This window comes from Actinomadura sp. KC06, from assembly GCF_004348735.1.
Taxonomy (GTDB): Bacteria; Actinomycetota; Actinomycetes; order Streptosporangiales; family Streptosporangiaceae; genus Spirillospora.
In genome coordinates this window covers 1-15,507 of the sequence record NZ_SMKT01000011.1, presented here as the reverse complement: position 1 = coordinate 15,507, position 15,507 = coordinate 1, and the positions used below count along the sequence as shown (strand labels likewise).

General features: G+C 72.4%; 15 protein-coding genes, 3 tRNA genes and 1 pseudogene. 9 read left to right on the top strand and 10 right to left on the bottom strand.

Annotation, left to right across the window (positions count from 1 at the left end; translation table 11 throughout):
* The first annotated feature begins 111 nt into the window (after positions 1–111).
* The 3 genes from E1287_RS05895 (at position 112) to E1287_RS05885 (ending at position 4,498) form a co-directional block, all read left to right on the top strand.
* Positions 112–1,593 carry an amidohydrolase family protein gene (locus E1287_RS05895; RefSeq protein ID WP_131963795.1) on the top strand — a complete coding sequence of 494 codons (1,482 nt, stop codon included), beginning with the start codon at positions 112–114 and terminating at the stop codon, positions 1,591–1,593.
* An 82-nt stretch (positions 1,594–1,675) separates the two neighbouring features.
* A complete protein-coding gene (locus E1287_RS05890; RefSeq protein ID WP_131963794.1) occupies positions 1,676–3,256 on the top strand; it encodes a serine/threonine-protein kinase in 1,581 nt (526 codons plus the stop codon).
* 234 nt (positions 3,257–3,490) lie between these two features.
* Complete coding sequence (locus tag E1287_RS05885) at positions 3,491–4,498, top strand: hypothetical protein (protein ID WP_207934035.1); 1,008 nt, start codon at positions 3,491–3,493, stop codon at positions 4,496–4,498.
* Between the two features lie 287 nt (positions 4,499–4,785).
* Here E1287_RS05885 and E1287_RS05880 read toward each other — a convergent pair whose 3' ends face one another.
* Positions 4,786–5,253: a MarR family transcriptional regulator gene (locus E1287_RS05880; RefSeq protein WP_131963793.1), complete on the bottom strand. Its 468-nt coding sequence runs from the start codon at positions 5,251–5,253 to the stop codon at positions 4,786–4,788.
* A gap of 72 nt (positions 5,254–5,325) precedes the next feature.
* Between E1287_RS05880 and E1287_RS05875 the strand changes: the two genes are divergently transcribed.
* On the top strand, positions 5,326–6,042 hold the full coding sequence (locus E1287_RS05875) for a VOC family protein (protein ID WP_131963792.1): 717 nt from the start codon (positions 5,326–5,328) through the stop codon (positions 6,040–6,042).
* A 26-nt stretch (positions 6,043–6,068) separates the two neighbouring features.
* Here E1287_RS05875 and E1287_RS05870 read toward each other — a convergent pair whose 3' ends face one another.
* Genes E1287_RS05870 through E1287_RS05855 form a run of 4 tightly spaced genes read right to left on the bottom strand, consistent with a single transcriptional unit; the run spans position 6,069 to position 8,905 of the window.
* Positions 6,069–6,680 carry a maleylpyruvate isomerase family mycothiol-dependent enzyme gene (locus E1287_RS05870; RefSeq protein WP_131963791.1) on the bottom strand — a complete coding sequence of 204 codons (612 nt, stop codon included), beginning with the start codon at positions 6,678–6,680 and terminating at the stop codon, positions 6,069–6,071.
* Positions 6,681–6,740: 60 nt separating this feature from the next.
* Complete coding sequence (locus E1287_RS05865; RefSeq protein WP_131963790.1) at positions 6,741–7,715, bottom strand: RNA polymerase subunit sigma-70; 975 nt, start codon at positions 7,713–7,715, stop codon at positions 6,741–6,743.
* Between the two features lie 27 nt (positions 7,716–7,742).
* Positions 7,743–8,147 (bottom strand): nuclear transport factor 2 family protein, encoded by a 405-nt coding sequence (locus E1287_RS05860; protein WP_131963789.1) that lies wholly within the window; start codon positions 8,145–8,147, stop codon positions 7,743–7,745.
* A gap of 20 nt (positions 8,148–8,167) precedes the next feature.
* Complete coding sequence (locus E1287_RS05855) at positions 8,168–8,905, bottom strand: VOC family protein (protein ID WP_131963788.1); 738 nt, start codon at positions 8,903–8,905, stop codon at positions 8,168–8,170.
* Between the two features lie 122 nt (positions 8,906–9,027).
* Here E1287_RS05855 and E1287_RS45420 point away from each other — a divergent pair, with 122 nt between their 5' ends.
* From E1287_RS45420 to E1287_RS05830, 5 genes are all read left to right on the top strand, one after another.
* Positions 9,028–10,101 carry a response regulator transcription factor gene (locus E1287_RS45420; protein ID WP_243718670.1) on the top strand — a complete coding sequence of 358 codons (1,074 nt, stop codon included), beginning with the start codon at positions 9,028–9,030 and terminating at the stop codon, positions 10,099–10,101.
* Positions 10,102–10,179: 78 nt separating this feature from the next.
* The gene (locus E1287_RS05845) at positions 10,180–10,578 is read left to right on the top strand and encodes a nuclear transport factor 2 family protein (protein ID WP_131963787.1); all 399 of its coding nucleotides are present in this window, start codon (positions 10,180–10,182) and stop codon (positions 10,576–10,578) included.
* On the top strand, positions 10,575–12,071 hold the full coding sequence (locus E1287_RS05840) for an aldehyde dehydrogenase family protein (RefSeq protein ID WP_131963786.1): 1,497 nt from the start codon (positions 10,575–10,577) through the stop codon (positions 12,069–12,071). Before E1287_RS05845 ends, E1287_RS05840 begins: the two co-directional genes overlap by 4 nt.
* Positions 12,072–12,096: 25 nt before the next feature.
* Complete coding sequence (locus E1287_RS05835; RefSeq protein ID WP_131963785.1) at positions 12,097–13,305, top strand: acyl-CoA dehydrogenase family protein; 1,209 nt, start codon at positions 12,097–12,099, stop codon at positions 13,303–13,305.
* A 16-nt stretch (positions 13,306–13,321) separates the two neighbouring features.
* Positions 13,322–13,810 (top strand): flavin reductase family protein, encoded by a 489-nt coding sequence (locus E1287_RS05830; protein ID WP_131963855.1) that lies wholly within the window; start codon positions 13,322–13,324, stop codon positions 13,808–13,810.
* 53 nt (positions 13,811–13,863) lie between these two features.
* Here E1287_RS05830 and E1287_RS05825 read toward each other — a convergent pair whose 3' ends face one another.
* The 5 genes and pseudogenes from E1287_RS05825 to E1287_RS43545 form a co-directional block, all read right to left on the bottom strand.
* The gene (locus E1287_RS05825; RefSeq protein WP_131963784.1) at positions 13,864–14,631 is read right to left on the bottom strand and encodes an IclR family transcriptional regulator; all 768 of its coding nucleotides are present in this window, start codon (positions 14,629–14,631) and stop codon (positions 13,864–13,866) included.
* A gap of 133 nt (positions 14,632–14,764) precedes the next feature.
* Positions 14,765–14,839, bottom strand: a tRNA-Val gene (locus E1287_RS05820).
* Positions 14,840–14,844: 5 nt separating this feature from the next.
* Positions 14,845–14,915 (bottom strand) — tRNA-Cys (locus E1287_RS05815).
* 30 nt (positions 14,916–14,945) lie between these two features.
* A tRNA-Gly gene (locus E1287_RS05810) sits at positions 14,946–15,018 on the bottom strand.
* A 33-nt stretch (positions 15,019–15,051) separates the two neighbouring features.
* A pseudogene (locus E1287_RS43545) lies at positions 15,052–15,507 on the bottom strand (CHAP domain-containing protein); the annotation flags it as partial.

The following is a 15,507-nucleotide window of genomic DNA, read 5'->3' as shown; positions in this document are numbered from 1 at the left end:
ACGCAATGATAACCGTTCCCATTCTTCTGACCAGCCCGTTCGTCCCTCGGGGGTCGACAAGCGCGCGTGGGGGCCTCACATTGATCATGAGCGAAATTTGAGGAGTGTGCCATGTCATCACCGATGACCCGTCGATCCGCTCTCGTCCTGACCGGCGCGGCCGCGGGGACCGCCGCCGCGGGCACCGTGGCCGCCGGCCGCCCGCGGGACCACGCCGACCTGGTGCTTCACTCGGGCGTCGTCTGGACGGGCGACGGCACCGCCCAGGCGGTCGCCGTCAAGGGAAAGCGGATCGTGGCCGTCGGCTCCGACCGGCACGTGCTGGAATGCGCGGGAGACCGCACGCGCCGGGTGGATCTGAAGGGGGCCTTCGTCGGCCCCGGATTCCGGGACCAGCACACCCACCTCATCCAGCGGGCGCTGACCGGCGCCGGCCCGGAGGCGTACCGGCCGGCGTGGAAGCCGTACGACGAGGACGAGGCGTTCGAGGCGCGCAGGCGCACCGGGCAGCGGCACGTGGACATCCACGCGCGCGGCGAGACCCCCGTGGACCAGTGCACCCACAGCCCGGTCACCGAGAAGATGAAGAACGACCTGCTGGTCATGCAGGAGGAGGTGGCCAAGCAGGGCGTCACCACGGTCGTGGAAGCGGGCCTGCGCGACCTCGGCGCCCTGGACGCGCTCTTCCAGCTCGCCGACGAAGGCAAGCTCAAAGTGCGCTTCCTGGTGCGCGTGGCATGGGGCTGCATGGAGGAGGCCGCCCGCATGGGCCTGCGCACCGGCTCCGGCAACGACTGGGTCAAGGTCCTGGGTGTGAAGCTCTACTCGGACGGATGGCTGGGCCCCAGGACGTCCGCGCTACGTCAGCCCTACAGCGACGATCCGTACGGCTTCCCCCGCAAGGGCATCCTGTTCCTCGCCCAGGAGCGCGCCAACCGCGACGTCGGCCGCGCCCGCGAGCTGGGCTTCAACATCACCACCCACGCGATCGGCGACCGCGGGCTGAAGGTGACGCTGAACGCCTACGAGCACAACGACGTGTCGCCCCGGGACCGGTGGGCGGTCGAGCACGTCCAGGTCGCGGAGGACGACCTGCTGGAGCGGATGATCCGGCGCGGGGTGATCGCGAGCATCCAGCTGAGCTTCGCGACGTCCGACCAGCGGTTCGCCGAGGACGCGCTCGGACGGCACCGGCTGCGGTACGCCTACCGCTGGCGGGACATGCTGCGCGCGAGGGTGCCGATGGTGGGCGGCAGCGACTTCGACATCGAGGCGCTCGACCCGATGTGGGGGCTGCAGCGCGTGGTGACCCGCACCGAGTTCGACGGCACCCCGCCCGGCGGCTGGCTGCCGGACCAGCGGCTCGACGTCCCCACCGCGCTGCGCCTGGTCACCTCGCGCGCGGCGTTCGCCTCGTTCGAGGAGCGCGACCGCGGGACGGTGGAGCCCGGCAACTACGCCGACCTCGTCGTCATCAAGGAGAACCCGCTGACGATGCCCGCCGAGCGCCTCGCGAGCGCGACCCGCCTGATGACCGTCACCAACGGCAAGATCGCCTCGGAGGGCCCCGTCCGGTACCCGCCCATGTCCTGACGCCGGGCCCCGTACCGAAGGCGGGCGGGCGGCTCTGGCACTACGATCTCGATGCGGTGCCGAGGGCTGGACGGAGCGCGACATGACCGATGGTTCCCCGCTGCAGGCCCACGATCCGGCCGCGGTCGGCGGGTACCGGCTGGTGGCGCGGCTCGGCGAGGGCGGGCAGGGCGTGGTCTACCTCGCGGAGGACTCCGAGGGCCGCCGGGTGGCCGTCAAATGCCTGAAGGTCCGGCTCGACGGCGACGCCAAGGCGCGTGAGCGGTTCGCCGCGGAGGTCGCGGCGGCCAAGCGCGTCGCCGAGTTCTGCACGGCCCGCGTGCTGGACGCCGACCTGGACGGCTCCGTCCCCTACCTCGTGAGCGAGTTCGTCGACGGGGTCTCGCTGCTGCGGGCGGTGCGGCGGGACGGCGTCCGCACCGGCGCCGATCTGGAGCGGCTGGCGATCGGCACCGCGACCGCGCTGGTGGCCATCCACCAGGCGAAGGTCGTCCACCGCGACTTCAAGCCGGGCAACGTGCTGCTGTCGGCGCAGGGCCCGCGGGTCGTGGACTTCGGGATCTCCCGCGTCCTGGAAGGCGCGGGCGAGGACTCCAGCCAGGTGGTCGGCACGCCCGCCTACATGGCGCCCGAGTTATTCGCCGGCGGGCGCGCCGGGCCCGCCGTCGACGTCTTCGCGTGGGGCTGCACCGTCGTGTTCGCCGCCACCGGCCGGTCCCCGTTCGCGGCCGCCACGATCGAGGCGGTCATGCGGCGCATCTCCACGGACGAGCCGGACGTCGGCGACCTGCGCGGAGGGCTGCGCGACCTGGTCGTCCGCTGCCTGGACAAGGACCCCGAGCGGCGTCCGGACAGCGAAGACCTCCTGCTCGGCCTGCTGCGGCGCGAGCCGAAGGGCGAGGTGAGCCTCCAGGCCGCCGCCGCGGCCGCCGCCGGACCCGCCGCCGCGGCCGCCGGACCGGCCGCCGGACCGGCCGCCGGAACGTCCCGGCCGCCGCGCCGGGCGCGCCGCGCCGCCATCACGGCGGCCACGGCCATCGGCGCGGCGGGCGCGGCGGCCCTGGTCACCGCCACGCTGCTGCCGTCCACCCAGGCCGAACCCGGCGACGACCCGGCGAACCCCGGAAATCAGGCCCCGCCACCGGGAGCGACGGCGATGCCGTCGGCGCGCCCATCGAGCCCGACCGCGACCGCCACCTCCCGGCCACCGTCCCCCGGTCCCAATCCCGGCGCATCCAACGCCCCGGCCGGAGGGACGGAAACCGCACCGAAACCCGGCAAGGCCGGGGGACCGGTCGCCACCTTCAAATGGGCGTCGGCGGAACTCACCCCGCAGCTGAAAAAGACGGCCTGCCTTTATCGCATCAGATACGGCAATTTCGGCAACACCGCCTTCGCCCAGGTCAGGACCTATGGCTCGGGCTGCGGAAAGGTGACCGTCTCCGTCTACGGGCAGTCCGGCTCGTTCTCCGGGACGTGGAATTCGGCCGCCTCGCCAGCGCGGAGCGGCCGGGACGGATGCGGCGCCTACGTCGAACGGCAGGCCACGTCGTCCGCGAACCACATCGCGACCGGAATGGCCGTCGCCTTCGACAGCATCGGCGGCACCGCGCGCTACCTGCACAGCACCGGAAAACCGATCAGCGCGCACAGAGCCTGCTGACACCGTTCGTCCGCACCGGACGGCGGCGCCCACCTGACCGGCTGACCTCCACCGGCGTCGACCACGGACCCGCTCTTGCCAGAGTATGTCCGACATCGGACAATCGACGTATTACGTAGACGCTGACCTGGCGGCCTCCTTAGCCTGCCTAGTAGGAAACCTTTCGGTTCCCTACAGGTCTCTACGTTGCGCTGGACAGCTCCAGCGACAAGAAGACCCACGGAGAAGGTGGTCATGTACCGCACAGTTCGGCGACACGTCATCGTTGTCGCGACCCTCACGGCACCGCTGCTCCTCGGCTCCGCCACACAGGCGGCGGGGGCCCCCGCGGACGGCGGGGTCCGGATCTCCACGGCGTTCGAAATCCCCGGCGACCGGGTCTACCCCGAGGGAATCGCCGCCGACCCGTACACCGGCGACATGTACGTCGGGTCGTACGAGGGCGGAGCGATCTTCAGGGCCGAGCCGGGGCAGCGCGTCGCCGAGGAGTTCCTCCCCGCGCGCGGCGACGGACGCTCGCAGGCCCTCGGGCTGGAGGTCGACCGGGCCAGGCGCCTGTGGGTGATGGACCGCCTCACCGGGCTCGCGGTCTACGACATCCCCACCCGCCGCCTGCTGGCCCGCTTCGTCGTCCCCAACCAGGACCCGCGCCTCGTCAACGACGTGGCCATCACGCCGGACGGCACCGCCTACATCACCGAGAGCCGGCAGGCCATCGTCTACCGCGTCACGCCCGAACAGCTCGCGGACGCGGGCGAGCAGGGCGGCGAGGTGCCGCTCACGCCCGCCTTCGACCTGTCCGAGGTCGTGGAGCCGCACGAGCCCAACACGATCACCCTCAACGGGATCGTCGCCGAGCCGTCGGGACGCTACCTGCTGACGGTGGACATGACCGGCGCCGACCTGTACCGCATCGCGCTGCCCTCCGGAAAGGTCGACAAGGTCGCCCTGAGCGGAGGGAGCATCCTCACGGGCGACGGCATGGAGCTGCAGCACGGCACGTTGTGGGTGGCCCACCCCATCAAGGACGCCTACGCGATCAGCAAGTGGCGCATCGGCTCGGACGGCGGGTTGGCCCGGATGACCGGACGGCTCACCGACCTGGCACTCCAGACCCCGACGACCCTGCTGCGTAAGAACGGCAAGCTGTACGTGGTCCGCTCCCAGTTCGACAAGGGCGGCCCCACGGGACCGGGCACCCCGCAACTGCCCTTCTCCGTCGCCACCGTCCGCGGATTCTGAGCCGCTGACAATCCGGTCCGGTGGGGACTCGGGCCCTGGTAGTGGGGTGCCGGCGGACGCACGTCCGCCGGCGGCCAGGGCCCGTCCCGCCCGGTCTGGCCCGGACTCTGGCCAGACCGCTTCAGGGCGTCAGCGCGGACACCGGGCCGAACGTCCGCACCAGGCTCGGGTCGTGGAATGCCGTGATGCGCGCGATCCGGTCGCCCGTCAGGGTCAGGACCTCGACGGCGTGCGCCTCGTACCGGCCGTCGCGCCGACGCGCGTAGGCGACCAGGGCGGTCGGGTCGTCAGTCGGGCTGGCGGGTCAGCGCCATCGTCTCGCGCTCGTAGGTGCGCAGGGCGTTGATCACCAGGTTCCGCTCGGCCGGGGACAGCGGCTCGAACGCGGTGCGCCACGCCGCCGCGCCCGCGCCCAGCCAGGCCTCGATCGCGGGACGGTGGGCGTCGGCGATGCTCACGATCGTCCGGCGGCGGTCCCGGTCGTCCTCGCGCCGCAGCAGGATCTCCTGCCGGCTCAGGTCGCCGACCATCAGGCTGACCGTCGTCGAGGCGAGCTGGAGCTGCTCGGCGAGCTGCTTGACCGTGGCGGACTCGTCGTAGAGCAGCAGCGCCAGCAGCGACAGGTGCCGGGGCGTGAGCGCGAAGTCGCGCAACCGCTCCGGGACCGGCATCCGCTTGGCCCGCGCCACCAGCCGCGGCATCAGCCGGATCATCTCGCGCACGCCCTCGTCGACGGTCGGGCCGTCGGTTGACATCGAACCCTCCGAGATTTAGTGTTGCTTTCAAATCTATTTTGATAGCAAGGCTTATTATGCCGGAGGGCTCGCATGGCCGTCTACGACCTGGACCACTTCACGCTCGGCGTCCGGCACCTCTACGCCGGGGCCGAGCGGCTGCGCGGCGAGACCGGGCTGCGCAGCCACGAGGGCGGATGGCTGGACGCCGTCCCGACCGCCCACCGCACCATCCCGCTACCGGGCGACGCCTACGTCAACATCGAGTCGGTCATCGACCACCACGCCGACGTAGCGCCCGGAATCGACGCGTTCCGCACCTGGTTCGAGCAGACGACCCTTCTCGGCGACCACTGGATGACCTGGAACCTCAGGGCCCGCACCCGCGCGGACCTTGAGGAGGTCGCGCGGCGCTTCGGCGGCGAGGTGGTCACGGCACCCGGCGCCCGCCGTCCGGACGGGTCGACCTGGGCCACGACCATGGCTCCGGGGAACGTCGCGATGACCTGGGGGAGGGGGCTCCCGAACTGGTACTTCCACGAGGACATGGCGCAGCACCCCGCCCGCCGCGTCCCCATGGACCATGAGCGTCCGCTGCGCGAGATCGGCTGGATCGAGGTGGGCGGCGACCCGGCCGAGCTGGAGGAGCACGTCGGCGCCGAGACGTTCGCGGCGCTCCCGCTGCGGTTCGTCGACGGCCCCGCCGGGCTGCGCGGGGTCGGGCTGACCACGGCCGACGGCGAGGAGATAGCGCTGCGCGCGCCCTCCGGCGCCCCCGGCCTGGCCGAGCTCGCCGCCCGATCCTCCTGAGGCCCCGTCGGGCGGAGCGGAGGGCGCTACCGGCTCGTCTCGCGGGCCTCGTCGAGTGCGCGCCGCCCGCTGACCACGAGGAGGATCTCCTTGGCGCTCATCGCCATGACGGCGGGTCCCTCGCCGACGGAGACGTCCGCGTCGGTGGCGGCCAGCCTTCTCCCGCCGAGGTCGACGCCGAAGTACTTCAGCTGCTTGTCGACGGCCGACGCCAGGACCAGCGCGAGCCGCTCGGGCGGCGGCGAGGGGAGGCCGAGCGGTTCGGTGACGTCCAGGCCGTGGATGACGTCGTGGCTGAGCGCACCGGCCTGCCCGCCGCCGGGCGGCCGCCACGGGTGCTCGATGTTGCGCCGGAGAAGGTCGAGAAGTTCGCCCTCGCTCATGGCCTGCGCCGTTGACCGGGCGTCCCGGTCGGCATAGCGGTTGAACGAGAACCCGGCCCGGACCAGCCCCGCCATCAGCGCGAGCGGTCTGGTCCGGAACGGCATCGTCATGTGGGCGACCACCTCGCGGACCCGCCAGCCGTCGCACAGGGACGGCGCGTCCCACCGCTCCGGCGCGAGGTCGCCGAAAAGGCCGGCGAGCCGCTCCCGCTCCGCCCGGGTCTCGCTGATCAGGTGGCTTGAAGATGCTTCCATCGGGCTGTCCTCCGCGTCGTCGGGGTGTTCACCGACTTGTACGACGCGGCGTGCGGCAACTCATCGCTCACACGGTGACCCGCTCTCATCCCGGAGGAACTCGGGGAGGCCGAACTCGGCGAACCGGTGCTGTGTGCCGAGGAACGTCACCAGCTGGGTGAGCAGTCCGTCCCGTATGTCGACCGACACCAGCGCGAACGGACGCAGGACGCCGTCGTCGCCGGGCCGGTACTGCCCGAACCCCGGGGCGCCGTTGATCCGGCAGAGAACCAGCCGCGCGCCCGCGCAGGAATCGCTGGACCCGGCGGCCGCCGCGATCTCCCGCGCGCCGTCCAGCCGCCACTGGAACGGCGGCATCGAGGCCACCGCGTCCTCGCGCATCAACGCGGTCAACCCGGCGATGTCATGGGACTCGAAAGCGGCCACGTACCGGCGGAGCAGGTCTCGCTGCCCGGCGTCCTCGGGGTCGTAGAGGTCGAAGGGGTCTGGCCGGTTCGCCTCCAGCGCGGCCCGGGCGCGCTGCAGCGCGCTGTTCACCGCGGGCACCGTGGTGCCGAGGATCTCGGCGGTCTCCCGGGCGCTGAACACCAGGACGTCGCGCAGCACCAGGACGGCCCGCTGGCGAGGAGCCAGGTGCTGGAGCGCCGCGATGAACGCCAGGCGGACCGACTCCCGCTCCAGGACCACGTCGCCGGGGTTCTGGACGTCCAGCACACGCGAGTCGGGCATCGGCTCCACCCACACCTCTGGAGGAAGCGGCGCACCGAGCCCAAAGTTCTCGGACGTCGCCGGACCCGCGTCCATGACCAGGGCCCGCCGCTTCGCCGCACGGAGCATGTCGATGCAGACGTTCGTGGCGATCCGGTGCACCCACGTGCTCAGCCGCGCCCTGCCCGGGTCGTACTGGTCCCGCCTGGACGACGCCCGGATCAGGGTCTCCTGGACCGCGTCGTCAGCGTCGGCGGAAGAGCCGAGGAGCCGGTAGCAGTAGCCGGTCAGCGGGACGCGCAGAGCCTCCAGCTCCTCGATCCCCACCCCGCCTCCCCGCACGAGCCACCCCCGTCAGTCGTTGAAGTAGGCCCTGGCGACGGCGTAGGTGTCCTCATAGAGGTGGTAATGGGTGATCCGCCCGTCGCGGACCTTGGTGTGCAGCGCGAACGCGGTGTCGATGTCCCGGCCCGTCTTCTTGACCTCGGAGACCATGCGGCCGATGAACACCGCGTCGTCGCCCTCGGCGACGACATGTCGGAGGTCGAACTCCTTGAGCCGCACATGGGCGCCCAGCAGCTCGAAGAACTCCCGCATGCCGTCCGCCGAGTCGACCTCCGGCACCCACGGGATGCCCGGCGGATGCGGGATCGAGAACGACACCGAGTCGGCGAACAGCGCCGCGGCCTCCGCGGGCGTACCCTCGGCGAGCAGCGCGAACAGGCGTTGGACGGTCTGCGCCGGCGTCTCTGCTGTCATGCGTGCGAATGCTACCGGCGTCAGGCGCGGCCGAGGACGCAGAACTCGTTGCCCTCCGGGTCGGCCAGGACCGTCCACGGCACGTCACCCTGGCCGAGGTCGACGTCGACGGCGCCGAGGGCCCGCAGCCGGGCCACCTCCGCCTCCTTGCCGTCGACGGGGTGCGGCAGCAGGTCGACGTGCACGCGGTTCCACCATCCCCGCACGTCGGGTGCGCGCTGGAGCTCCAGAAACGGCCCGGCGCCGTCGGCGGAACGCAGCGTCGCGTGATCGTCGGACGCCTCGTGCAGGGTCCAGTCCAGCGCCTCGTCCCAGAACCGGGCCATGGCCCGCGGGTCCGCGCAGTCGACCACCACCGCGGCGATCGGCCCGGTGTCCCGGTAGATCTCCCGGGGCTCCAGCACGCAGAACACGTTGCCCTCCGGGTCGGCCAGGACCGTCCACGGGACGTCGCCCTGGCCCACGTCGGCGGGCGTCGCGCCGAGATCCTTCAGGCGCGCGACCAGCTCAGCCTGATGGGCCGCGGAAGCGGTGGCGAGATCGAGGTGGACGCGGTACTTCACCGTCTCGGGATCCGGGACGGCGACGAAGTCGATGTAGAAGGCGGCCGGGTCCGGCCAGGTGGCGCCGGCGGGCGCGAGGTTCGTCACGCCGGGGCCCTCGCTGGAGACGTCCCAGCCGAGCGCGTCCGCCCAGAACCGGCCGAGGGCCGAGTCGTCCCGGGCCTTGATGTTCACCTGAATGAGTCGCAGCGCCATAGCGGCTGATCATAGGCCCGGGCGGACGCGTAGCCGGTCTGGAGGCGGGGCGGCGCGGCCGAAGACGAATCGTTCGCCGCGGCGTCTGGCGTGATGGCTTATCGGCGGCGCATACTCGCTGGATGGGCGACGACATCGGCGACATCGGTGTCGGTGACGCATTGGCCGCCGACGAAGAGTGCCTGAGCTCCGGGCTGGAGGTGCTCGTCACCGCCCGGGGGCTGGACGAGCTGCAGGCGCGCTACTTCGACTGGGTCGCCGGTCACGTGCCGTCCTTCGCCTACGGTGTCTACCTGTTCGACCAGCGGACGGGCCGCCCCCGGGCGTCGGCTGTGCGCGGGCTCAGCCGGTTCTACGCGCATCGCTACGAGCGGTTCGGCCGGGCCGTCGACCCGGTGCTGCGCGGGGCCGTCGCGGCGCGGCGGGCCTGGGACGACTCGCTGGTGAAGCCCGCCGGCCGGTGGCGGGAGGCGCCGATCGTCCAGGGGCTGTTCCGGCACTACGACATGGCGCACGTGATGTGCGCGCCGCTGATCAGCGGTGGGGAGATCGTCGGGACGATCAATTTCGCCCGCAACGAGGGCGAGCCCGCCTTCGACGGCGGCGACCGGCGCAGGGCGACCACGGCGGCGCGGATGTTCCAGGCGGCCGTCGCCGCGACGGATCTGGTGACGGCGATCGACGCCGAGCGGGCGGCGTGGTGGGGCGCGCTGGAGGCGAGCGGGCAGGCGGTCGTGGTCACCGACCTGGAGCGCGCCGAGCGGCACGCGAACCGGCCCGCGCGTGCGCTGCTCGACGCCGCGGACGGCGCGTGGCCGTCCCTCGACGCTGCGATCGACGGCGGGGCGGCGACCCGGCGGCTCACGGTGCGGCCCGCGGGGTCCGCGGGGTCCGCGGGCCAGGACGCCGCGACCGACATCACCGTGACGTCGGCGCCCCTGCCCGAGCGCCCCTCGCTGATCGTGTCGATCCTGTCGGCGGAGTCGCGGACGGCGGCGCCGTCCCCGGCCCTGCTCCGGCTCCTCACCGAACGCGAGGCGGCCATCGCCGAACTCGTCGCCGCGGGGAAGCGCGACCACGAGATAGCCGGGCGCCTCCACATCAGCCCGAACACCGTCAAGCACCATCTCAAGTCGATCTACCAGAAGCTCGGCGTGCATTCCCGGGTGGAGCTGGCGGGCCTGCTGCTGCGGTGATCCCACCTTCGGGTGACCCGCGCATTCCCCACGAACGGGCGATGTCGCCGGGAAGAGGCGATCAATAGCGTCCCGGGCATGGGATCACACAACAGCGTCACCGAGCTCAACGATCTGTTCGTCGAAGCGATGAACGCCGGTGATCTGGACGCCGCGCTCTCCGTATGGGACGAGCACACCGTGTTCCAGACCGGCCCGGGCACGCCGCCGGCGCGCGGCATGGACCAGCTCCGCGCGGCGCTCGCGGACTTCCTCGCCCTCAAGCCGCACCTGACGATCGAGGAGCTGCACCGGGTCGAGGCCGACGACATCGTCCTGGTCGCGCTCCGCTGGGAGCTGTCCGGGACCGGGCCGGACGGGGAGCCGGTCGAGATGAGCGCGGTCGACTCCAACGTCTTCCGCCGCAGGCCGGACGGCACCTGGCGCATCGTCATCGACAACCCGTTCCACTCCGTCCACATCGGACTGGAGTCATGACGGCCGTCGGCACCGGGCGGCTGACCGTCGACCGGCCGCTGCCGGCGATCATCGGCGGGGAGGCGCGGCCGGTCCGGGACGTCCTCCCGGCGATCGAACCCGCGACCGGGCGGACGTGGGCGCAGATCGCGGACTGCGACGCCGCCGTCGTGGCCGAGGCCGTGACCGCCGCGTCCGAAGCGTTCGAGACGTGGCGGACGACGTCCCTCGCGGAGCGGCAGGCGGCGCTGTGGGCCATCGCCGACCGGCTGGCCGCGACGGCGGCGGACTGGCCGGCGCTGCTCGCCACCGAGAACGGGCGGGCGATCCGCGAGGCCGGGCTGATCGACGTGCCGACCGCGGCCGAGATCTTCCGGTACTTCGCGGGGATCGCGCGGGGTATCCACGGCGAGACGGTGCAGGGCGTGCCGGAGTCGTCGCACGTCTACACCACGCGGCAGCCGCTGGGCGTCATCGCCGCGATCGTGCCGTGGAACTCGCCGCTCATCTCCGTCGCGCACAAGCTGGCCCCGGCGCTGGCGGCGGGCAACACGGTCGTGGTCAAGCCGTCGGAGCTGGCGTCGGTGAGCACCGTCCGCTTCGCGGAGGCGATCGCGGACCTGCTGCCGCCGGGCGTCGTCAACGTCGTCACCGGCCTCGGCGCGACCGCGGGCGATGCGCTGGTCACCGACCCCCGCATCGCCAAGATCAGCTTCACCGGCGGGACGGCGAGCGCGCGGACGATCCTCGGCCGGGCGGGCGCCCGGCTGACCCCCGCGCTCATGGAGCTCGGCGGGAAAGGCTCGCTCGTCGTCGGCCCGGACGCCGAACTCGACACGCTGACCGAGGACGTGCTGACCGGCGTCTTCGCCGCCAACGGCGAGGTGTGCTTCGCCGCGTCCCGCCTGCTCGCCCACGCCGCCGTGCACGACGAGCTGCTGGATCGGATCACGGCGCGGGCCGACCGGATCCGCGTCGGCGACCCGCTCGACCCGTCGACGCAGCTCGGCCCGCTCATCAGCCTCGCGCACCGGGACCGGGTCAGCACGGCGGTAGACCGGGCGGTCGCGGAGGGCGCCACGGTGTGCGCCGGGCACCGCGTCCCCGACCTGGACGGCGAGCTCGCCGGAGGCGCGTTCTACCGGCCGACCGTCCTCGCAGACCCGGACGGCAAGACGAGCGCCTCCTGCGAGGAGTTCTTCGGGCCCGTCCTCACCGTCGAGCGCTGGACGGACGAAGACGAGGCCGTCACCCGCGCGAACGCGGTCGCCTACGGCCTCGCGAGTGGCGTATGGACGTCCGACCTGGCCCGGGCGCACCGCATCGCCGGACGCCTCCAGGCCGGGATGGTCTGGGTCAACACCTGGTTCGCCACGCCCCTCGGCCAGCCGCAGGGCGGGATCAAGGCCAGCGGCTTCGGCCGCGAGGGCGCCGCGGAGACCGTCCGCGAGTACCAGGCCGTGAAGGTCGTCAACGTCAGTCTCGACACCGCGCGTCCCCCGATGTGGGACTGACGCGCCGCACGAACGTGGAGGAACCATGGACTTCCAGCTGGACGAGCAGAGCCGGCGGATGGCGGAGACCGGCAAGCGGCTCGCGGACGTGCTGGCGCAGCGCGCGGCGGGCGCCGACGAGGACCGCCTGATCCCGGCGGAGAGCTTCGCCGAGCTGCGCGCGGCGGGCCTGTACGGGGCGGGATTCCCCGAAGACCTGGGCGGGCTCGGCGTGCGGTCGACCGCGTGGCTGGCGACCGTCGAGCAGCTCGCGCAGGGCGACGCGTCGACCGCCCTCGGATTCAACATGCACTACGTGGCCACCCGCCTGGCGGGGGAGCTGCCGTCGTTCGACGCCGCGGCGAGGAAGCACGTCGCGTCGCTGGTGATCGACGACGGCGCGCTGATCTCGGCGCCGCTGTCGGAGCCGTCCTCGTCCAGCCTGCTGCCGGGCTCGTTCCTGCCGACGGTGACGGCGGCCCGCACCGCCGGCGGCGGCCTGCGCGTGAGCGGGACGAAGATGTACGCCTCGATCTGGGAGGCGAGCGACTACGCCTTCATGCTCGCCCGCCCCGACTGGAGCGACGACCCGACACTCGTCGTCGCGTTCCTGCTCCCGGTCGCGCAGCCCGAGCACATCGCGGTGGACGACGTCTGGGACACGCTCGGGATGCGGGCGACGCGCAGCAACAAGGTCAGCATCAACGGCGCGCACGTCCCGGCGGAACTCGTCCTCGGGCCGATCGGCGACTTCGTCAACAACTGGATCGTCGCGCAGGCGGCCGTCACGTGGGGCGGCTACACGGCCTGCTACCTCGGCCTCGCCGAGGCGATGGTGAGCTGGCTCGCGGAGAACCTCGGCACCCGGACGGCGAAGGGCTACGCGCAGCCGATGGGCTACCACCCATCGATCAGCTCGGCGGTCGGGCGAATCGCGACGCACGTCGAGGCCGCGCGGCTGATGATGTACCGGGCCGCGTGGAAGGCGGACACGGAGGGCCCGGGCCTCGCCACCTGCCACGCGTACCTGCAGGCGAAGCTGATGCTCGCGGACGCGATCGGACGGGTCGTCGAGCTCGGCACCACCGCGGGCGGCCTCACCGCGCTGATGCGCCCCCGCGGCTACGAGCGCATGCTGCGCGACGTCACCACCGCCGCGATCATGCCGCCGAACGCCTACGCCTGCGCCGAGATGGCCGGCCTGATCACGATGGGCCTCGACCCGTCGCAGGCGCCCTCGCTGGCCACCTCCTGAAGACCGGGTGACCGAGATGCAGCAGGCCGCGGCGGACGTCGCCGCGCTCCGCCGGACCTTCGGGTGCTTCCCGTCCGGCGTGACGGCGGTGTGCGCCCTGATCGACGGAGCGCCGGCGGGGATGGCGGCCAGCTCGTTCACCTCGGTGTCGCTGGACCCGCCGCTGGTGTCGATCTGCGTCCAGAACACCTCGGCGACCTGGCCGCGGCTGCGGCGCGCGTCGCGGCTCGGGCTGAGCGTGCTCGCCGAGAACCACAACGAGGCCTGCCTGCGCCTGTCCCGCAAGGAGGGCGACCGCTTCGACGGGGTCGACTGGGAGCCCAGGCCGGGCGGCGGCGTGTTCGTCCTCGACGCCGCCGCCTGGCTGGACTGCCGCCGCCACGACGAGATCCCCGCCGGGGATCACCTGATCGTCCTGCTGGAGGTCCTCGGCCTGCTCGCCAGGCCGGAGACTCCTCCGCTGGTGTTCCACACCAGCCGTTTCCGCCGGCTGGCGCCCGTCTGAGTGACGACACGCCACGGGCACCGGAATCCCCGCCGGTGCCCGTGTTCGCGGTTTCAGACGTCCCGGGCGCTGAGCAGCTTGGTCACCCCGCGGCCCGCCGCGTTCAGCAGGCTCGCGAAGCGCTCGGCCCTACCGGGCACGACCGGCCCGGTGACCGACAGGGCCGCGACCGTCGCGCCGGTCGCGCCCGCCAGCGGGATGGCGACGCTCATGTATCCGATGCGGGCCTGCTCGTACTCCACCGCGTACCCGAGTTCGCGGGCGCGCCTCAACTCCTGCTCCAGCAGGCCGGGCGCGACGGTCGTGCGCGGGGTCGGCCGGGCGAGCGGCCCGGCCACGACCTCGTCGAAGAGGCCGCGCGGCCCGAACGCCAGCAGGGCCTTTCCGGTGGCGGTGCAGTGCAGCGGCATGCGCCCGGCGATCCGGGACGGACGGCCGACCTGCCGGTGCCCGGAGACCTTCTCCAGGTAGAGGACCTCCAGCCCGTCAACTACGGCGAGATGGATCGTCTGTCCGGTGGCCCGCAGCAGGTCCTCCATGAACGGCCGCGCGAGTTCCCGCAGGATCCGCTGCCGAGGGACCCGCTGGCCGATCTCGAACAGCCTCATGCCCAGGCGGTACCTGCCGCCGCGTCGCTCCAGGAATCCCCAGTGCACCAGCTCCTGGCTGAGCCGGTGCACGGACGACTTCGCCAGGCCAGTCCGGCGCGTCAGCTCCGAGAGCCCGAGGTCCTCGTCGTCGAGCCCGAAGGCTTCGAGGATGAGCCGGGCTTTGCCCAGCACGCTCCCGCTCTCGGCGGCCGACTCCGGCACGGCGTCCATTGACCGATGGTTCACCTGCGAAAACGTCCCTGTCAACGGCCGAAGCCCGCTCACCGGACCAACAATGGCCACCCGGTCACAAGACAGGTGGCGCCTGTGATGAAGGGACAGGTCCATCGGACCTGTGGATGTGTGGTGGGCGATACTGGGATTGAACCAGTGGCCTCTACCGTGTCAAGGTAGCGCTCTCCCACTGAGCTAATCGCCCTTGCGAGGTGGAGACGGGATTTGAACCCGTGTACACGGCTTTGCAGGCCGTTGCCTCGCCTCTCGGCCACTCCACCAGAGCGAGGCCTGTTTCGGGGGCCTCTCAGAGCGGACGACGGGATTCGAACCCGCGACCCTCACCTTGGCAAGGTGATGCTCTACCAGCTGAGCCACGTCCGCAGGCGGGCCGGTGGACGACCCGCAGGCACAACTCTAGCGGAATCCCGGCGTCGTTGCGTACTGGGACTCGGCGAGTTCGGCGTGCAGCGAGTTCCAGAACGCGAGCTCGCCGTCCTCTTCGAGGTGGGCGATGCGGCCCCAGAATTCGCGGTCCTCGGCCTCGTGTGCGGCGGCGAGGGACAGGGCCGGCATGACGGCGGTGCCGGCGTCGGCGCGTTCGAGGTCGGCCGGGGTGAGGTCGGCGGGCAGGGCGACGGGGGTGGACGGACGGTGGTGCTTGCCGCGCTTGCGGACGCGGATCGGCGCCGCGCTCGGGGCCTTCGCGGCGGCGGCGCGTCCGGCCGTGAGGGCGATGGTGCCGCAGAGGATGAAGGCGAGGATCCCGCCGAGGACGACCTCCTGGGCGGGGACCTGCTGCGGGGAGGTGTGCTCCCGCTCCAGGGCGTTGGTCGAGGTGGCGGGCGAGCCGACCTTGTCGACGGTGGGGGC